This window comes from Microcoleus sp. Pol7_A1, assembly GCF_036701085.1.
In the GTDB taxonomy this organism is placed as follows: Bacteria; Cyanobacteriota; Cyanobacteriia; order Cyanobacteriales; family Microcoleaceae; genus Microcoleus; species Microcoleus asticus.
Map to the genome: position 1 here is coordinate 238,135 of NZ_JAUBQD010000001.1, position 14,912 is coordinate 253,046.

General features: G+C 47.2%; 13 protein-coding genes. 7 read left to right on the top strand and 6 right to left on the bottom strand.

From position 1 onward, the window contains the following. Positions 1-85 precede the first annotated feature (85 nt). The gene (locus QUA20_RS01085) at positions 86-364 is read left to right on the top strand and encodes a BrnT family toxin (protein WP_333033472.1); all 279 of its coding nucleotides are present in this window, start codon (positions 86-88) and stop codon (positions 362-364) included. Continuing rightward, positions 327-605, top strand: coding sequence for a BrnA antitoxin family protein (locus tag QUA20_RS01090; protein ID WP_333184510.1), 279 nt, complete (start codon positions 327-329; stop codon positions 603-605). Before QUA20_RS01085 ends, QUA20_RS01090 begins: the two co-directional genes overlap by 38 nt. A gap of 52 nt (positions 606-657) precedes the next feature. Here QUA20_RS01090 and QUA20_RS01095 read toward each other — a convergent pair whose 3' ends face one another. Beyond that, entirely contained in the window at positions 658-969 is a 312-nt protein-coding gene (locus QUA20_RS01095; RefSeq protein ID WP_333184512.1) for a helix-turn-helix transcriptional regulator, read from the bottom strand. An 18-nt stretch (positions 970-987) separates the two neighbouring features. On the opposite strand from QUA20_RS01095, the gene QUA20_RS01100 reads away from it, so the two are divergent. Then, positions 988-1,137 carry a hypothetical protein gene (locus tag QUA20_RS01100; protein ID WP_333184514.1) on the top strand — a complete coding sequence of 50 codons (150 nt, stop codon included), beginning with the start codon at positions 988-990 and terminating at the stop codon, positions 1,135-1,137. Here QUA20_RS01100 and QUA20_RS01105 read toward each other — a convergent pair. Together QUA20_RS01105 and QUA20_RS01110 are read right to left on the bottom strand one after the other, a co-directional pair. Beyond that, a complete protein-coding gene (locus QUA20_RS01105) occupies positions 1,106-2,374 on the bottom strand; it encodes a pitrilysin family protein (protein WP_333184517.1) in 1,269 nt (422 codons plus the stop codon). The two genes, QUA20_RS01100 and QUA20_RS01105, sit on opposite strands and share 32 nt — an antisense overlap. A 279-nt stretch (positions 2,375-2,653) precedes the next feature. Next, entirely contained in the window at positions 2,654-3,919 is a 1,266-nt protein-coding gene (locus QUA20_RS01110; RefSeq protein ID WP_333184520.1) for a pitrilysin family protein, read from the bottom strand. 435 nt (positions 3,920-4,354) lie between these two features. Here QUA20_RS01110 and QUA20_RS01115 point away from each other — a divergent pair, with 435 nt between their 5' ends. Beyond that, entirely contained in the window at positions 4,355-5,383 is a 1,029-nt protein-coding gene (locus QUA20_RS01115; protein ID WP_333184522.1) for a hemerythrin domain-containing protein, read from the top strand. Positions 5,384-6,261: 878 nt separating this feature from the next. On the opposite strand, the gene QUA20_RS01120 is transcribed toward QUA20_RS01115, so the two are convergent. After that, complete coding sequence (locus QUA20_RS01120; RefSeq protein ID WP_333184526.1) at positions 6,262-6,708, bottom strand: BP74-related protein; 447 nt, start codon at positions 6,706-6,708, stop codon at positions 6,262-6,264. Positions 6,709-6,789: 81 nt separating this feature from the next. Between QUA20_RS01120 and QUA20_RS01125 the strand changes: the two genes are divergently transcribed. From QUA20_RS01125 to QUA20_RS01135, 3 genes are all read left to right on the top strand, one after another. Then, entirely contained in the window at positions 6,790-7,029 is a 240-nt protein-coding gene (locus QUA20_RS01125; RefSeq protein ID WP_333184528.1) for a hypothetical protein, read from the top strand. Between the two features lie 546 nt (positions 7,030-7,575). Beyond that, the gene (locus QUA20_RS01130; protein WP_333184531.1) at positions 7,576-8,379 is read left to right on the top strand and encodes an SDR family NAD(P)-dependent oxidoreductase; all 804 of its coding nucleotides are present in this window, start codon (positions 7,576-7,578) and stop codon (positions 8,377-8,379) included. A 106-nt stretch (positions 8,380-8,485) separates the two neighbouring features. Beyond that, positions 8,486-9,328 carry an MBL fold metallo-hydrolase gene (locus QUA20_RS01135; protein ID WP_333184533.1) on the top strand — a complete coding sequence of 281 codons (843 nt, stop codon included), beginning with the start codon at positions 8,486-8,488 and terminating at the stop codon, positions 9,326-9,328. Between the two features lie 1,578 nt (positions 9,329-10,906). On the opposite strand, the gene QUA20_RS01140 is transcribed toward QUA20_RS01135, so the two are convergent. Further along, positions 10,907-11,767 (bottom strand): SDR family oxidoreductase, encoded by an 861-nt coding sequence (locus QUA20_RS01140; protein WP_333184536.1) that lies wholly within the window; start codon positions 11,765-11,767, stop codon positions 10,907-10,909. A gap of 398 nt (positions 11,768-12,165) precedes the next feature. Further along, entirely contained in the window at positions 12,166-14,766 is a 2,601-nt protein-coding gene (locus QUA20_RS01145; protein WP_333184538.1) for an SdrD B-like domain-containing protein, read from the bottom strand. Between the last annotated feature and the right edge of the window lie 146 nt (positions 14,767-14,912).

Genomic DNA, 14,912 nt, shown 5'->3' on the forward strand with positions numbered 1-14,912 from the left:
CGATCTCCAGTGCAGCATAAAACCTGTTGGGCCAAATGCGTAATAATGAAGGAAGATAGTTTAATCTGGCATACCCTAATCCTTCATGCAATTTGAGTGGGACGAAGCGAAAAACCTTGAAAACATCCGTAAACATCAGATTGATTTTGCCGATGTTCCCGCGATGTTTGATGGTGAAATGCTGATTGAGCTAGACGATCGTTTTGATTATGGCGAAGATCGCTGGTTTGGAATCGGTTTTCTCGGTTCTGGAATAGCGGTAGTAGTCTGGACAGAACGTCAAAACAATGTAATCCGAATCATTTCAGCGCGAAGAGCAAACCGTCATGAGCAGAAACGATTTGAACAGTACCTCTGGTACTAACTGGGCAGCCTTAGAGTCAAGGTCAGAAGAGAATATCGACTACTCAGATATTCCACCGCTGACCGATGAATTTTTTGAACGATCGACTTTACGTATTCCAGCAGAGCAAGCCCACAACTTAGTTCAGCTCGATCCAGATGTGAAGCAGTGGTTTGAGGCTCAAGGAGAACAGTATAAAACTCTAATTAATAACGTTTTACGCCAATATATAGAGAAACACAAAACTCAGCACTCAGCATAACTGTGCGTTTTAAGTGGTCGTGCATAGTATAGTGGGTGAGTTATCGCTCTTTCTATCCTACTTGAGCAATAATTTGCCCTATATCTTGAGGCGTTGCACCTGTTGCCAGGATTGCGCGTATTAACAGTTCAATTGAAACCGAATCGTCGCCATTTTCTGCGGCAATACGAGGTTGGCTGGAGTTGATTTTCTCAGCTAACTCTGCCTGTGTCATCAATCTTTGCCGACGTTCTTTGAGATTAAGAATGAGGGCTAACTTAATGTCAATTAGGCTCGATTCCTCTGGTGAAAGTTCTAAGAATTCCGAGGCAGATCCAATCTTCCAGCATTTATCTTCTAGACGCTTCTTTTTTGAAAGTTCCATAACATTAGTCCTATATAAATGAGGCATTACGAGACTTTCACCTTGCTGCAAGTGTCTGAGAATCACACCAGCCTCTATGCGTGCTTCTTGACTAAACCGATCGAACTTTTGAAAAGTTCGATCGCCAATTTCCTACTCAACAAACAGCAGCTACACCCAACTCTGTAATCGCCGCCTCCGGGCCCACCAAAGAAATATACGGTTCTACAAAATATTTCTTAGCAGCATCCCGCGCTTGTGAAGCTGTCACCTGTGCAATTTCTTCTTGAAATTGTTGGTCAAATGTAATTCCCAATCCCAAAATTTCGTACCAACCTAAAACTTGGGCAATTTGCGAATTAGTTTGTTTTCCTAAAGCATATTGACCGAGCATTTTATTCTTGCAAGCTTGCAATTCTTCCTCGCTTAGTTCGGTGTTGGCGAGTCGATCGACTTCTGCACGCAATCCTTCAAAAGCTGTCGCCGTATTTTCCGGCGCCGTACCCATGTACGCGACAAACTGAGCCGTGTCCAAGCGCGTCGCGTAGAGCGCGGAAACGTCGTAAGCCAAGCCCCGCTTTTCCCGCAATTCCACAAACAATCGGCTCGACAAACCGTTACCCAAATAAGTATTCAGCAACTTAATCGCTGCGTAGTCGGGATTTTTGACAGAGGGTGCGAGGTAGCCCAGCATAATCACTGATTGCTGCGTATCTTGCGCCGTAACGACCGATTGAGGGGATGGGGACAGGGGGGGGACGCTTAAAGCTGGCAGGGGTGTTAAAGGCGCTTTCCAGGAGCCAAAAGTTCGATCGATCAGGGCGATCGCATCTTCGGTGGATATTCGGCCGGCTACAGAAATAACTACATTATCGGGACGGAAATAGGTTTTGTGGAAATGTTCGAGCTCGTTTCTGGTGAGCTTTGACATAGTAGCTTCCGTGCCCAAGGGAGAGAAAGCATAGGGGTGTTCCTGGTACATCGCGTGCCGCAATTGCTCGAAGGCGATCGCAAATGGCTGTTCTTGTTGCGATCGAATTGCTGATATGGCAATGCGGCGTTCGAGTTCGACTTCAGCTTCCGGGAAAGTGGGCGATCGGGTCAATTGCGCCGCCAACTCCAAAATCTCCTCAAAATCCGCAGAAACCGTCTTCAAACTCACTAAAAAATAGTCAGTAGTAGAGTCGGCACTCAACCTCGCTCCCACCGATTCTACACGCTCGGCAATTTCCAGCGAAGACAGCCGATCGGTTCCCTTAGTCATTACCGCCGACAGCAAGTGACACAATCCTGCTTGTTCCGGCTGCACGTAGCGACTGCCGGCCCGCAGGAATATCCTAGCTGCAATAATATCTGCTGCTGGATTTTCTGCTGCTAAGACAACAATACCGTTGTCTAAAACCGTGCGCTGGATTTCATTGTTCATGGTTAATTTAGTTGGGAACTTGTACTGAGCGTAGCTGAAGTATTGGTAATTGAAAATGGGTAATTGGTAATGGGTAATTGGTAATTTGTAATTACTCGATCGCCATTTTTCTATTTTCCATGTGCCTCTTGTATGATGTCATACCGGGCCGGGCCTGACCCACAACATCTAAATGTAACAACATCTATCCCCTAGGGTGCGCCCCAAGCACAAAGAAGCCCGGACAAATGCCGAACATCTATCCGGTACAAAATATATTTATATTCACAAGCTTAACGATTAGATTGGTTTGAGTACCACGGCTGTATAGCGCCGGGGAGAGAGATATTGTTGAGCTAGGCGCTGGAGGTCTAATGGCCCAAATGCTTTAATCCTGGTGGGATAGCTGAGCGCTAATTCCGCAGTGGCGATCGTATTGTAATATCCGTAAAGACCGGCTAGCTGTCCCGGCGTTTCGATGGAGAAAGCAAAATCGTTGCACAGCAAACGCTTACAGCGAAGTAGTTCTACCTCGGAAACCGGCTCAGACTGCAATTCCCAAAGCCGATCGCAAATCCGAGATTCCACCTGTTCGACATCCTTCGCGTCCAAGACTGCACTGATAGTAAATAAACTCGATTCCCGTTGCAGCGAGAAAGTGCTGTCGATCGCCTCTACCAATTGTAATTCTTCCCGCAGTTCCCTGACTAAACGGGAAGTCCGCCCGTTTGCAAGCAACACCGAAAGCAAATCCAAGCCGCAAGCACTTTGCAACTGTTCAACTCCTGGGCCCGTCCAAGCCATCATCAGCCGCGCTTGTTCCAATCGGGGGAGGCCGAGTTCCTGACGGCGAATTTCTATCAGCGGCGGTTCCGCCTCAGCGGTTAATTTGGGACAATCCCACCGATCGGAAAACTGCTCGAATGCTTTCCCCGTAACATCTCTAGCCTGTTGTTCATCAATTCCCCCGACTATCACCACAGTCATATTTTCCGGCTGATAGTGCGATCGGTGGAAACACCGCATTTCGTGGGGAGTTCGCGACATCAGCAACTCTTCCGTGCCGAGTACCGATCGCCTGTAGGGATGTCGCTGGTAAACTGTTTCCATCATGGCTTGGAAACCCACCCAATCGGGATTGTCTTGAGCTTGGCGGATTTCTTCTAGTACCACATCTCGCTCGCGATCGAATTCCCCATCGGGAATCGAAGCGCGCAGCAGCAATTCTGCCAGCGGCTGGGCAGTTTCTGCTAAATAATCGGCCGCTGCGTTGACGAAAAAATGCGCGTAGTCGTGACTTGTAGCTGCATTGGCGACACCGCCGCGATTTTCTATTACTTGGTCAAATTCTCCAGGGAGGATCGAATCCGTCCCTTTAAATATCATGTGTTCTAGAAAATGAGCCATTCCCGACCAAGAATCCGGCTCCAGCGTAGCGCCAGCCCTCACCCACACGTCTAGCGCGACCACCGGTGTGGCCGAAATCCGCTGGTGAATGACCGTTAACCCGTTGTTGAGCTTCCAGACATTGGCTGGGAACTCTAAAGCAGTGAGCAGTTGAGACAAGCTAGTTATTCTTAAACTTTAGTTAACTTCGGCTGCAACTATGGTAGCGCTTTACAGCTCTGCGATCGGGATTAATTTATACAGAAATTATCACTCAGTCGATTTGAGATTTGAGATTTGAGATTTGAGATTTACTGCACAGATGAATCTGGGGGCTTGAACAAGAGTCTAAAATTTTGAGCCATCGCGACAGGAGTACGTGGCACGGTATCCGTTTTTGGGTGGAGTCTTCTGCCATTAATCCTTACTCATCAGTTATTTTTTGCTTTTTGCTTTTTTTCAAGCAGTCTCAAATACTTACCATTTTTTCGCTCAAAAGTCAATAGCTTCTGCGGGATATTAATGAATCAGTCGCGAGAAAGAGGGTGTTATCAGAATATTTCAATAAATTAAAAGATGTAAGAACACTAAAGACCTTGAGAGGAGAAACGACAGATGGTAGCTACCTTAGAAGATACCAAGCGCCAAGCGATCGCAACTAAATTAGCAGACATGAAAGCGCTGCAAAACCTTTTGATCGCCAACGAGCAATTGTTCATCAATTCCTGCAACGACTCCGAACTAGCCCAGCGCTTCCGGGATATGCTCGATGACGATCGCAAAAACTTGGGCGTATTGGAAACCACGATCGTGCAATACGGCATTCAAGCCGAGCCCAAAGAAACCAGCACAAAAATGATTGAAGAAGTTCAGAAACTCATGGAAGGTTCTGAACTAACATTGTTTGAAAAAGTAGGTCAGCACGAACTGCTCAAACACAAACAAACAATGGCCGGCTTGTTAATTCACAAAGCTGCTCAAGTAGTCGGCGCCGACATCGAAGCCGCCATTACTCCCCTCAACACAGTTAACTTTGAGAACCGCGCTCACCAAGAACAACTCAAAGGAGTTCTCGAAATTTTAGGAGTGCGCGAACTGACCGGCAAAGACCCCGACCAAGGCGTTTGGGCGCGCGTGCAAGATGCAATGGCAGCCATGACCGGCATCATCGGCGGTGCAGTTACCCGCAGCAAAGATGAGATGAACATCACCGAAATCATCTCAATGGATCACCGCAAAACCGATACCCTCTTTATGGAAATCGCAAGCACCGACGATCCTCAAAAACTGCAAGAATTCTTCGGTCAACTTTACAAAGACCTCAGCGTTCACGCCGAAGCAGAAGAACAAATTGTTTATCCCGCAGTTCGCAGCTACTACGGCAATACTGAAGAACTGTACAGCGAGCAAGCAGAAATGAAGCAGATGCTCGCCCAAATTAAGTCTCTCAACCCCACTTCTTCTGATTTTAAAGCCCAAATCAAACAGCTCCAAACAGCGGTTCAAGATCACGTTCGACAAGAAGAAAACGATATGTTCCCTCAAATTCGCCGCAACCTGAGCGAAGCACAAATGGAACAACTTGCTACTCAATTCAAAGAAGCCAAAAGCACGCTCCAGCAAGAAATGGCTAACCAGAGCTAATTCAGCAGTCGGCTAATTTTAACTCTAGCAAAACTAGAGAATAGCTAAACTGCAACCTATCAATCCCGCTACCAACCTGGTGGCGGGATTATTGTTTTTTATAAACACACAAATCTTCAAATTATACGGAGCAATTCTCAAAACTTATGCAACAGCAACCAGGGCTGATAAAATGTAATCGCATCCGCTGAGAGATTCTATTGTTTGTGTTGAAAATTATTCACATATCAGGGAGAGAGTGGAGGGCGTCCGGTGGCTCTTGTGCGACGCCCGTAACGACCGCAACGAAGCATCCGTTAGTTTTCGCTCTGTCTGCCACGGGGTTCTGGGGGATACCCCCAGAGAACAACCCTCGCGTCGCGAATCGACAAAAACAATAAATGCTGTGAGAACGCAGGGGACGAGTGATATCAATTCGGGTAACACCGAAATGATGGGGAGTCGGGAGTCGGGGAATGTGGAATTATTGACCTTAACTATATCATTCCCATGCAACCGGAAACGAGATGAAGAGGAGACGCGAACACTTGCAGCGGCTGCGGTCGCACCGCCCCCATACCCCTCTAAAGGTGCGCCAGTTTTAGGCGATCGCCTTTCAACTGGCACACTAGCTTGTAAGCAGGGAAAGATGATGCCAGGTAATTAAGGGAACACCAAAGGCGATCGGTTATACAAATACAACCCGGCTGTTGAGAAGATACGTACATCCTTCAAAAATTCTGAAGTAGCACAACTGAAGGCAGAAGTTTCTCGACTTAAAGAGGAACTGGATGCGGCACAAAAAGCGATCGCCGACCTACATCAGCAAAACCAGGCTCTTCGACAAAAGGTGTTAACTCCAGAAAAATGCGATCGCTTTTTGAATGAAAGTTTTCGGGTTACTTAATTTCCTTGACTAGCCGTGAACTCCAAGGACACCAGTAAAGACCTGGTAAAAATGCTCCACCCGCTTCATCAAGGTGGTCTTCGACGTACCCAATATTAGCATCACAAACTTCTATCGCGAAGCTAAAGAAGCTGATAGACGCTGGATCTAATTGATAGCTCCATTTTGGATTGTAGGGAGCTGGTCTTTTTATGATTCTTCCGACTACATGGGTTTCATCTTTCTGGGTTCCATTGAGTATATTCCGGGCTTGTTGGATCTTACTCTCATCAGTGATTTCAATAACGAATTGATCGGAGGCGGGTGGGGTTTCCAAGACAAATCTAGCAGGTGCAGCCGCGTATGCTGGAGCACTAAAGCTGATACCAAGCATACCAACAAGAGCCAATACAATTATTACTCGGCGTGTCAGATAAGTTAGTTTGTGAAAGAGATTCATGGTAAAGACCTCTACTTGCCAAAAAAATTTTACCACTCTGGTGCACTTATTATTACTGCACCATCCGATCGAGAGTCTTCAATGTGGAAACTAACTATCGCCCTCTCCTGCTTGCCTGTGGCCACCGCCTACCTCTATCAATACGATCTTTGGGCGCGTCAGCGACGGGCGACCAAGCAAGAAAGGCGATCGCAGAATTCCACCTCACAAACTCCCAGCCCAGTAAAGCCGCGGGTGAAACCTGCCAAACAAGCAGCCCCCGAAGTTTCTGACTGGTACGTGTTTCGATCGGGTAAAGCCGAGCAACCCTATAGCAAATAGCAACTCTGGGAAGTTCAGAAAATTACCTATCGCACAAAAGTTAGACGGGGAAAATCTGACAGGCAGCCCGCCGGTGAAATTCCAGAATTGGCAATGTATCTTACTGTAGCGGAATTTGTGGTGAATGTTAGCGTGTCCAAAATAATTCAGAATTGCCCTAGTTTCTATCCCTTTGGCCGTCAAATAGTAGCCGCAGCCGTGCCGAAGCATATCCTGAAAACCCCGAGTTTGAAGTTCTAGTTTCAATCCCTGATTAGGACAATATTATTAATTAAAAAATTTTCAAACTCTGATTTAAGCGTTGGTTTCTGGCTGGCCGGAACAGGGAGGCAGGCAGTTAGAAAACAAGCTGAAGCGGGGATAGACTTTGGGAGTTATTGGAGATATCTAAAACACAATAGCGATACGTCCTTGGAAAGATGCGATCGCACTGCTGCCTTCCTAGGATGATAAAAGTTGGAAGCCCACAGTCCCCACAGGTTGTCTGGTAGAAAGAGAAGCCCCAGACAAACGAGTACGGAGCAGTTAAACAGGAGTTTTCTGATTATGAACAGTTCCTTGACCCGCCCCTTGGCCGTCGTGACGGGTGCCTCTAACGGCATCGGCTACGAACTCGCCAAACAGTTCGCTCAAAACGGCTTCGATCTTCTAGTCACCTCTACCGGCCCAAGTATCAATGAAGCCGCTCTTGCCTTCGAGAAGCTCGGTGCCCAAGTCGAGACGGTGGAGGCAGACCTCGCTACCTACGACGGTGTTGAAACGCTCTACAACAAGATTAAGGCGACTGGTCGATCGGTGGATGCGATCGCGATTAACGCAGGTGTTGGTGTCGGTGGCGACTTTGCCCGCGAAACTGACCTGAAAGACGAACTCAATCTGATCAACCTAAACGTCGTCTCGTCCGTACATCTCGCCAAACGGGTAGTGAAGGATATGGTCGATCGGCGCCAGGGTCGCATCCTCTTCACTTCATCGATTGCCGCCCTGATGCCGGGGCCGTTCGAGGCAGTCTACGCGGCGTCCAAAGCGTTTTTGCACTCGTTCTCGGAGGCGCTGCGTAACGAGTTGAAGGATACGGGTATCACCGTCACCTCACTCATGCCAGGACCAACCGATACCAACTTCTTCCATCGGGCAGGAATGGATGATACTAAGGCCGGTGCCGATCGGAAAGATGACCCGGCTATGGTTGCCAAGCAAGGTTTTGAGGCGCTGATGGCAGGCAAGGACAGCATTGTTGCAGGATCGCTAAAGACGAAGCTTCAGGGCACCGCGAGCAAGGTCTTGCCTGATACCGTTAATGCCGAACAGCACCGTCAACTTACTGAACCCGGGTCGGCTAATAAGTAATCTGCGCCTACCGATCGATGGAATATTGTCAGTTGACACTCTTTTCAACTATGCCGGAACTTAAACATTTAGGATGGCTCCTCGGAAGCATCGTAACAGAGGATTTATGCAAATTCACCATCTCAATTGTGGCTGTATGTGCCCGATTGGCGGGGCGCTTTTTGATGGCTTCAGTCGCGGGCTGACTGCGAACCTCGTCTGCCATTGTCTGCTCGTTGAAACGAATCAGGGACTTGTTCTCATTGATACCGGCTTCGGACTGCGCGATATCAAGGCGCCTTATTCCCGGCTGAGCGCATTCTTTGTCCACTTTAATAACATCCAGTTCGATCGCAAGTACACGGCGATCGCTCAAATCGAGCAGCTTGGATTTTCTGCAAGCGATGTGCGCCATATTGTGCTGACCCACCTCGATTTCGATCACGCTGGTGGTCTAGAGGATTTTCCTGAAGCAACGGTACACGTTATGCAGTCGGAAATCGATGCTGCGCACGATCGGCACGGTTTCATCACAAAAAGGCGCTATCGTCCAGGGCAGTGGGATGAAGTCAAACGCTGGAAATACTATTCGGCGGGGGGCGAACCTTGGTTCGGTTTTGAGGCAGTCCGCGATCTTGACGGCCTGCCACCAGAAATTCTGCTCATCCCGCTTACCGGTCACACGCGGGGTCATGCGGGCATCGCGATCGACACCCCGGAGGGTTGGCTCCTACACGCAGGCGATGCCTACTTTTACCGAGACGAGATGGGTTCCTCCAAACGACGCTGCACGCCCGGACTACGCGCGTACCAGTGGATGATGGAGGTAGACCGCAAGGCTAGGTTGCTAAATCAAGACCGGCTGCGCGCATTATCAGTCGATCGGAGTAAGGGCGTGCGCCTCTTCTGTAGCCACGACGCCCTTGAGTTGAAAGCGTTCGCTGGCAAGTCCAGCAGTTCTCACAACTAGACTTTTCATCATTGACAAAACCTGTGCCAGTAATACCGATTCAGGAACCCGAACTTATCCATGTTACCGACCTTTCAGACAAATCCTTGCTCTGATTTCCTATAGACCTTTATGTCTTTTAAATGCTTGGCGTTAGTGCTTTTGTATTTATGAGCTTATATAGCAAGTCCAAATCATTTGTGCAAAAGCATCATATTGTTTAAAGTTAGGAGCAATAAAATTTTTTAAATTCAAAAAATTGAAATACTTTCTTAACTCTGCTAAAAATTTTACATATAGCATAAAAACCTGTAATAAAGTTTTTACCTTGCAGCCAAATACTTTATACTGGATTTTATTCAGAGCAATAAAAGCAAAATCAACAACAAGTTATTGACCGTTCTGACTGTGATTTACCGTCGTTTTCCCTCATTAATAATAGCTGCTGCATTGCTTGATATCTATGGTAGCTAGCACCATCCCCGATTAACAACATTTCTTGATGTGGATTCATTTTCTTTAGTCCTTCAACCATTTTCCCTGTGTTTTTTTTCGATTTTCCGCTTTAGATAGCTTCACCATAAATTCTTTACTCACTAGCTAGATTTAATGCACTATAATAAGTTAGCTTATCTCGTTGATTGTCCAGCTTGACTACCGTTCGTTATTGACGATCGCCCTATAAGTAGTTAAAGATATCATCCCCTTGTAAGTGACGCTCATCTCAGGCATACACTACCAGTTCTATTGGTGCTATTTGTGGCTTGTACTTTGATAATAGCTCAGCAATTATAGCGTTTTTCTTAATAACTTCGGGCTGTTCCCTCGATTTTTATACGTTAGCTTTCTGACAGCTTAATTAACCACTTTTCAATATTCGACAGTAACTTTACCGCAATTTAAATATTACATCATAAATTGAGATCGAGTATCTTTCTAGTTCTAATAGATTCCGGTTTTTGGCTTGAGATAGCCACTGGATAGTTGCGGATAGCTGTTCTTTAGTTAAATAGCTTTTTGAACCTGGATATTTTAACTTTCATCCGGGAATTACCCCGGCTAAATATTTTCAGCGATCTTGTGCAAAAAAAAATGTTTAAACTTCTAATCGTTTTTGTATTTTTCGATAATTAAATGGTTTTAACCTAAGCTTAATAACCGGGGTTCTATTCCAAAAAATAATATTTTATTAGGGCAAATAAAATATTGCAACTCTTCTAATTGTGCCTCTATCCTATCGTTTTTTTGCTCAGACTCGCGACTGCAGGCGCGATCGGGCGCCCGCAGCTTCGGTGTTCGATCGCCTGCAGTCGCGAGTCTGAGCGTCCGCTGCTGGCACTAACTACTTCTATACCCCCTTTTTTTCTTGAATTTGAGCTGACCACTTTTCTGTTATTTACACAAACCATTCAGACGCGCTATAGGAGTGATTGTTAGCAAAACCCAGCCCTACAACATACAATTGTTTTTTGCAATGACCTACTTACCAAAGCAATTACAAGAGTATCTACCGGAAGGGCAAGGTTCTGAAACCTTACGCAAATGGGATATCACGATTATCCCTATTTGACTGGTACTTTATTTCTCCGCAACTCCTTTCTATCCGTTAACCACAGAGCCGCCATTGGGATGCAAAATTTGACCCGTCATGTAAGACGAATCTTTTGAAGCTAAAAACACGTAACTGGGGGCAACTTCATCGGGTTGACCGGGGCGTCCCAAGGGCGTGTCTGCACCAAATTTCTCAACTTTTTCTTCAGGGAAAGTTGCAGGAATTAGAGGCGTCCAAATCGGGCCGGGAGCTACTCCGTTGACGCGAATTTCTTTCTCAGCTAGACTTTGAGACAAAGAGCGGGTAAAAGCAACAATTGCTCCTTTTGTCGAGGAGTAATCTAGCAATTGTTGGTTGCCTTTGTAAGCGGTGACAGACGTAGTGTTGATAATTGCACTTCCTTCTTTTAGGTGTTTTAGAGCCGCTTTTGTCAGGTAAAACATTGAGAAAATGTTGGTGCGGAAGGTGCGCTCTAATTGTTCGGCGGTGATGTCTTCGATGCTTTCTTGGGGATGCTGTTCCGCGGCGTTGTTGACGAGGATGTCGAGATGGCCAAATTCTTTAACTGTTTGTTCTACAAGATTTTGGCAGACGCTTTCATCGCCGATGTCGCCGGCGATCGCAATACAGCGGCGGCCTTGTTGTTCGATCGCCTCTTTGGTCTTGTTAGCATCTTCATTTTCGTTGAGATAGCTGATAACCACGTCTGCCCCTTCCTTCGCAAAAGCGATCGCCACTGCACGCCCGATACCGCTGTCTCCGCCGGTAATTAAGGCTACTTTGTCCCGCAATTTGTCGCTACCGCGATATCCCTCGGCGAAGGATTGAGGTTGTGGAGTCATTTGGGATTCAACACCCGGTTGCTGTTCTTGATGTTGAGCCGGATTGGTTTGTTGTTGAGTTGGCATAAAATATTCCTCTATGTTCTACCTCTATAAATAAAGCTTTTCTTGGGGCAGGGAATCATTCTTTTTGCCGATCGCGCTCTACGACTAAAGACAGTAATTAAAGATATAAATAAACCTGTCAGCCGAGCCCATGATTGTGGCGGGCTGGTTTATATAAATTGTGAGTTTTCCTCAAAGATTGTCGGTAAAACCAGCGCCTACGAGCATCGGGATATATTTGTTGTAGAGGCGGGTTTCACGAAAAATATTTCCGGTAATTAAAGAAATCCATAAACCCGCCCCGCGAGCCTCTAATTATTGTCAAAACAGCAAAAAGCACGCCAAAACATCATTTGACGTGCAGTTTAAACAAGCTAGTTACTAATTGCTGAGTCTCAAACTAGAAACCCAACCTAACATTAAAACAAGGAAGTCGAAGCATTCTGAGTAGGAGCAGCTAACAGTAATTGAGGGAGACCCTGCTCTGCTAAAAACAATTCAATCAGCGAACTCGTCGAGTCTTTCAATTCGTTGAAGTCAACAAAGCTGCTAACACCTGCACTCTCAGGAGCGAGCAAGCTATCGGCGCTGCTGGCCTGTACCAAAGCCGCCGCTGAACGGCCGGGGTTATTCAGAGGATCGGGGATGCTAGAACCAGTTACCACACCCGTGCCGCCAGTCACCGGATCGGTTGTCGCTGTTGGTGTCGGTACGACTACAGTAGGCGTAGTATTAGGACCAGGTACGTCAAAGCTAACCGGGTTGGGCCCAGTTCGGATCGGGAAATTGTTGGGAACGCCCGGAGTATCGAAGACTTCCAAAACCGAGTAGGTGGCTGGAGACAAATTATTAAACCGAGCAATCCCATTAGCATCAGTTCTCACCAGCGGTTCTGTTGCAGCATCATAGCGACCGTTGCCGTTAAAATCCACAGTGAAGGGGACATCGGCAAGGGGCGGTTCGTTTCCGTCTCTTACACCGTTGCGGTTGTCATCTCGGAATTTAGGAACCAAGAGGTCATAGCGGCGAGAGTTACCGACCAAAGCGCAAGTAAAGGTTTGATTTGCACCGAGAACAACATCTACTGGTTGAGTCGTTTGGAAGTAACCAGGAGGCGTTACTTCTCGAATGCTGTAAGTGCCGGGGCGCAAATTGTTGAATGCAAAGACACCAAACTCATTGGTAGTAGTAGTGGCTTCATTTGCTTGCAACTGACCGTCACTATTACTATCGATAAAAATGGTGACACCAGCTATTGCTGGTTCATTGCCATCTCGATAACCGTTCAGGTTGAAGTCCTCAAACTTACACCCGGTGATGTTGCTGCTGGGTGTGTTGGCAAAGGTAACGTTGGCGTCCTGAGTGCTCAGGGTAACATCGACGCGATCTGCTGTAGAAGCCGAGAAATTCGGCGGTACAACTTCTCGGACGACATAGTTGCCCGGTGTCAAGTTGGTAAAGGCAGCTCTTCCCTGCTCATTTGTCGTGAGTTGCTGTTCTCCAGTGTTGGGAGTGCCATCATTGTTGGTGTCGAGGAATACTGTGACACCGTTAATTGGCAATTCACCCTGAGTTGGTTCAAAGCGACCGTTGGCATTCAAGTCGTTGTATTTGAAGACATTGATGATTGGTAGAGTGTTGCCGACACCGGCATTACTGCCAATACCCTGAGTAGCTCCAACTGGAGAAAAGGTAAGTGATGGTTGGGGGTTGGGGGCTGGTAAAGTTGTAACTGGCGCTGCAAAAATCGGCCGCTCACCAGTGGTGGCGATCGATCTTTCACCTGCTTGTTGAACGCCGTCGCGGTTGGTGTCTACGAATCTAGGGTCGTTTGGCTTCAGCGTGTAGGTTGAGTCTGCTACTAGCAGCGGTTGCTCTCTGCTGATCGTACCCTGGAATCGCGCCTGAGGCCCTGGTGCGGAAACCAGAGTGGGGTTTGGAGTTGTTGCTACTGGAGCATTGAGGTTTCCTGGGGCACCGCCACCTACTTCTGCAGGCAGTACACCTGGAAAAATTTCCAACACTCTGTAATCGCCAGCTCGCAAATCCTTGAAGGTAACTACTCCGTTCGCATCTGTGATGGCTATCGGTTCGGAGCCGGCTCCATCCCAGCGACCGTTCGCGTTCACATCTAAAATAAACGGTACTCTGGCAATGGCGGGTTCCAAGACTCCATTAACAACATTTCGCGTGCCGCTGCGGTCTATGTCTCGAAACTTGTTAACTTCAATTTGATAGAGCGGAGTGTCGCCAACTTGAGCGCAGGCAAAGGTTTGACCTGCTGCTACCGTCACGTCCAGTACCGGAACGTTGCCGGGGGGTGTGCTTTGGGGAAAATCTTGTGTTTCTAAGGGTTCTGCGCTCGGATCGTTAACTTCTAGTCCGGTAACAGAATTAATTTGTCGTGCGATCCGTTCTTCCCGAATCTTGTAGGTTCCGGGTGCTACGTTGAACGACCATGCACCATTTTTGTCTGTTAAGGTGTTCAGTTCCCCTGCATCGCGTTGACCGTTGCCGTTTGAATCAATATAAATCCTGACATTTTTAATGCCCGGTTCATTTCCATCTCGGAAGCCGTCGGCATCTATGTCTAAATATTTGCATCCAACGATCCGGCTGCCTAGAAGTGGTTCTACTGGGCCGTTGCCAAAGAAAACGTTGACATTTCTGTTGCCAACGGTGACAGCGAGGGGGTTGGGAGTAGTAGGGGTCAAATTACCAGGTATTACGGTTTCCGTGAGTACGTAATTGCCCGGGACAAGATTTATGAATGAGAACGATCCGTTAGCGTCCGTCGTGGTTGAGACTTCGCCAGTACCAGCATCAAATACACCGTTGGTGCTTGTTGCTGATTCGAGGAGGATGGGGACATTCGCCAGACCTATTTCAGTTGGCTGTCTGATGCCATCCCGGTTCTGGTCAAAGAACTTGATTCCTAAAATTGCCGGGCCAGCATTCCCAACCACAACTGGCTGTAATTGCTGGGCTCTGAGCTCTTGCTCTTCGTTATTTGAAGTCATGATTTCTCTCCTTCACACCTAAATCCACGTAAATTACAGACTACTGTATGGGTTGTAAGTTGCTGAGTAGTTTTTACTAATAGCTGACAACCGCTACTCGATTTTACATACGTCTGCACTTGAGGTAATGTTCCCATCTTCCACAA

Excerpts from the sequence above, each read along its gene's own strand:
- QUA20_RS01115 (WP_333184522.1), top strand. The coding sequence starts at position 4,355 with ATGGTAGCTACCTTAGAAGATACCAAGCGCCAAGCGATCGCAACTAAA.
- QUA20_RS01135 (WP_333184533.1), top strand. The coding sequence starts at position 8,486 with ATGCAAATTCACCATCTCAATTGTGGCTGTATGTGCCCGATTGGCGGG.
- QUA20_RS01095 (WP_333184512.1), bottom strand. The coding sequence starts at position 969 with ATGGAACTTTCAAAAAAGAAGCGTCTAGAAGATAAATGCTGGAAGATT.
- QUA20_RS01100 (WP_333184514.1), top strand. The coding sequence starts at position 988 with ATGAGGCATTACGAGACTTTCACCTTGCTGCAAGTGTCTGAGAATCAC.
- QUA20_RS01145 (WP_333184538.1), bottom strand. The coding sequence starts at position 14,766 with ATGACTTCAAATAACGAAGAGCAAGAGCTCAGAGCCCAGCAATTACAG.
- QUA20_RS01090 (WP_333184510.1), top strand. The coding sequence starts at position 327 with ATGAGCAGAAACGATTTGAACAGTACCTCTGGTACTAACTGGGCAGCC.
- QUA20_RS01120 (WP_333184526.1), bottom strand. The coding sequence starts at position 6,708 with ATGAATCTCTTTCACAAACTAACTTATCTGACACGCCGAGTAATAATT.
- QUA20_RS01130 (WP_333184531.1), top strand. The coding sequence starts at position 7,576 with ATGAACAGTTCCTTGACCCGCCCCTTGGCCGTCGTGACGGGTGCCTCT.
- QUA20_RS01125 (WP_333184528.1), top strand. The coding sequence starts at position 6,790 with ATGTGGAAACTAACTATCGCCCTCTCCTGCTTGCCTGTGGCCACCGCC.
- QUA20_RS01105 (WP_333184517.1), bottom strand. The coding sequence starts at position 2,374 with ATGAACAATGAAATCCAGCGCACGGTTTTAGACAACGGTATTGTTGTC.
- QUA20_RS01140 (WP_333184536.1), bottom strand. The coding sequence starts at position 11,767 with ATGCCAACTCAACAACAAACCAATCCGGCTCAACATCAAGAACAGCAA.
- QUA20_RS01085 (WP_333033472.1), top strand. The coding sequence starts at position 86 with ATGCAATTTGAGTGGGACGAAGCGAAAAACCTTGAAAACATCCGTAAA.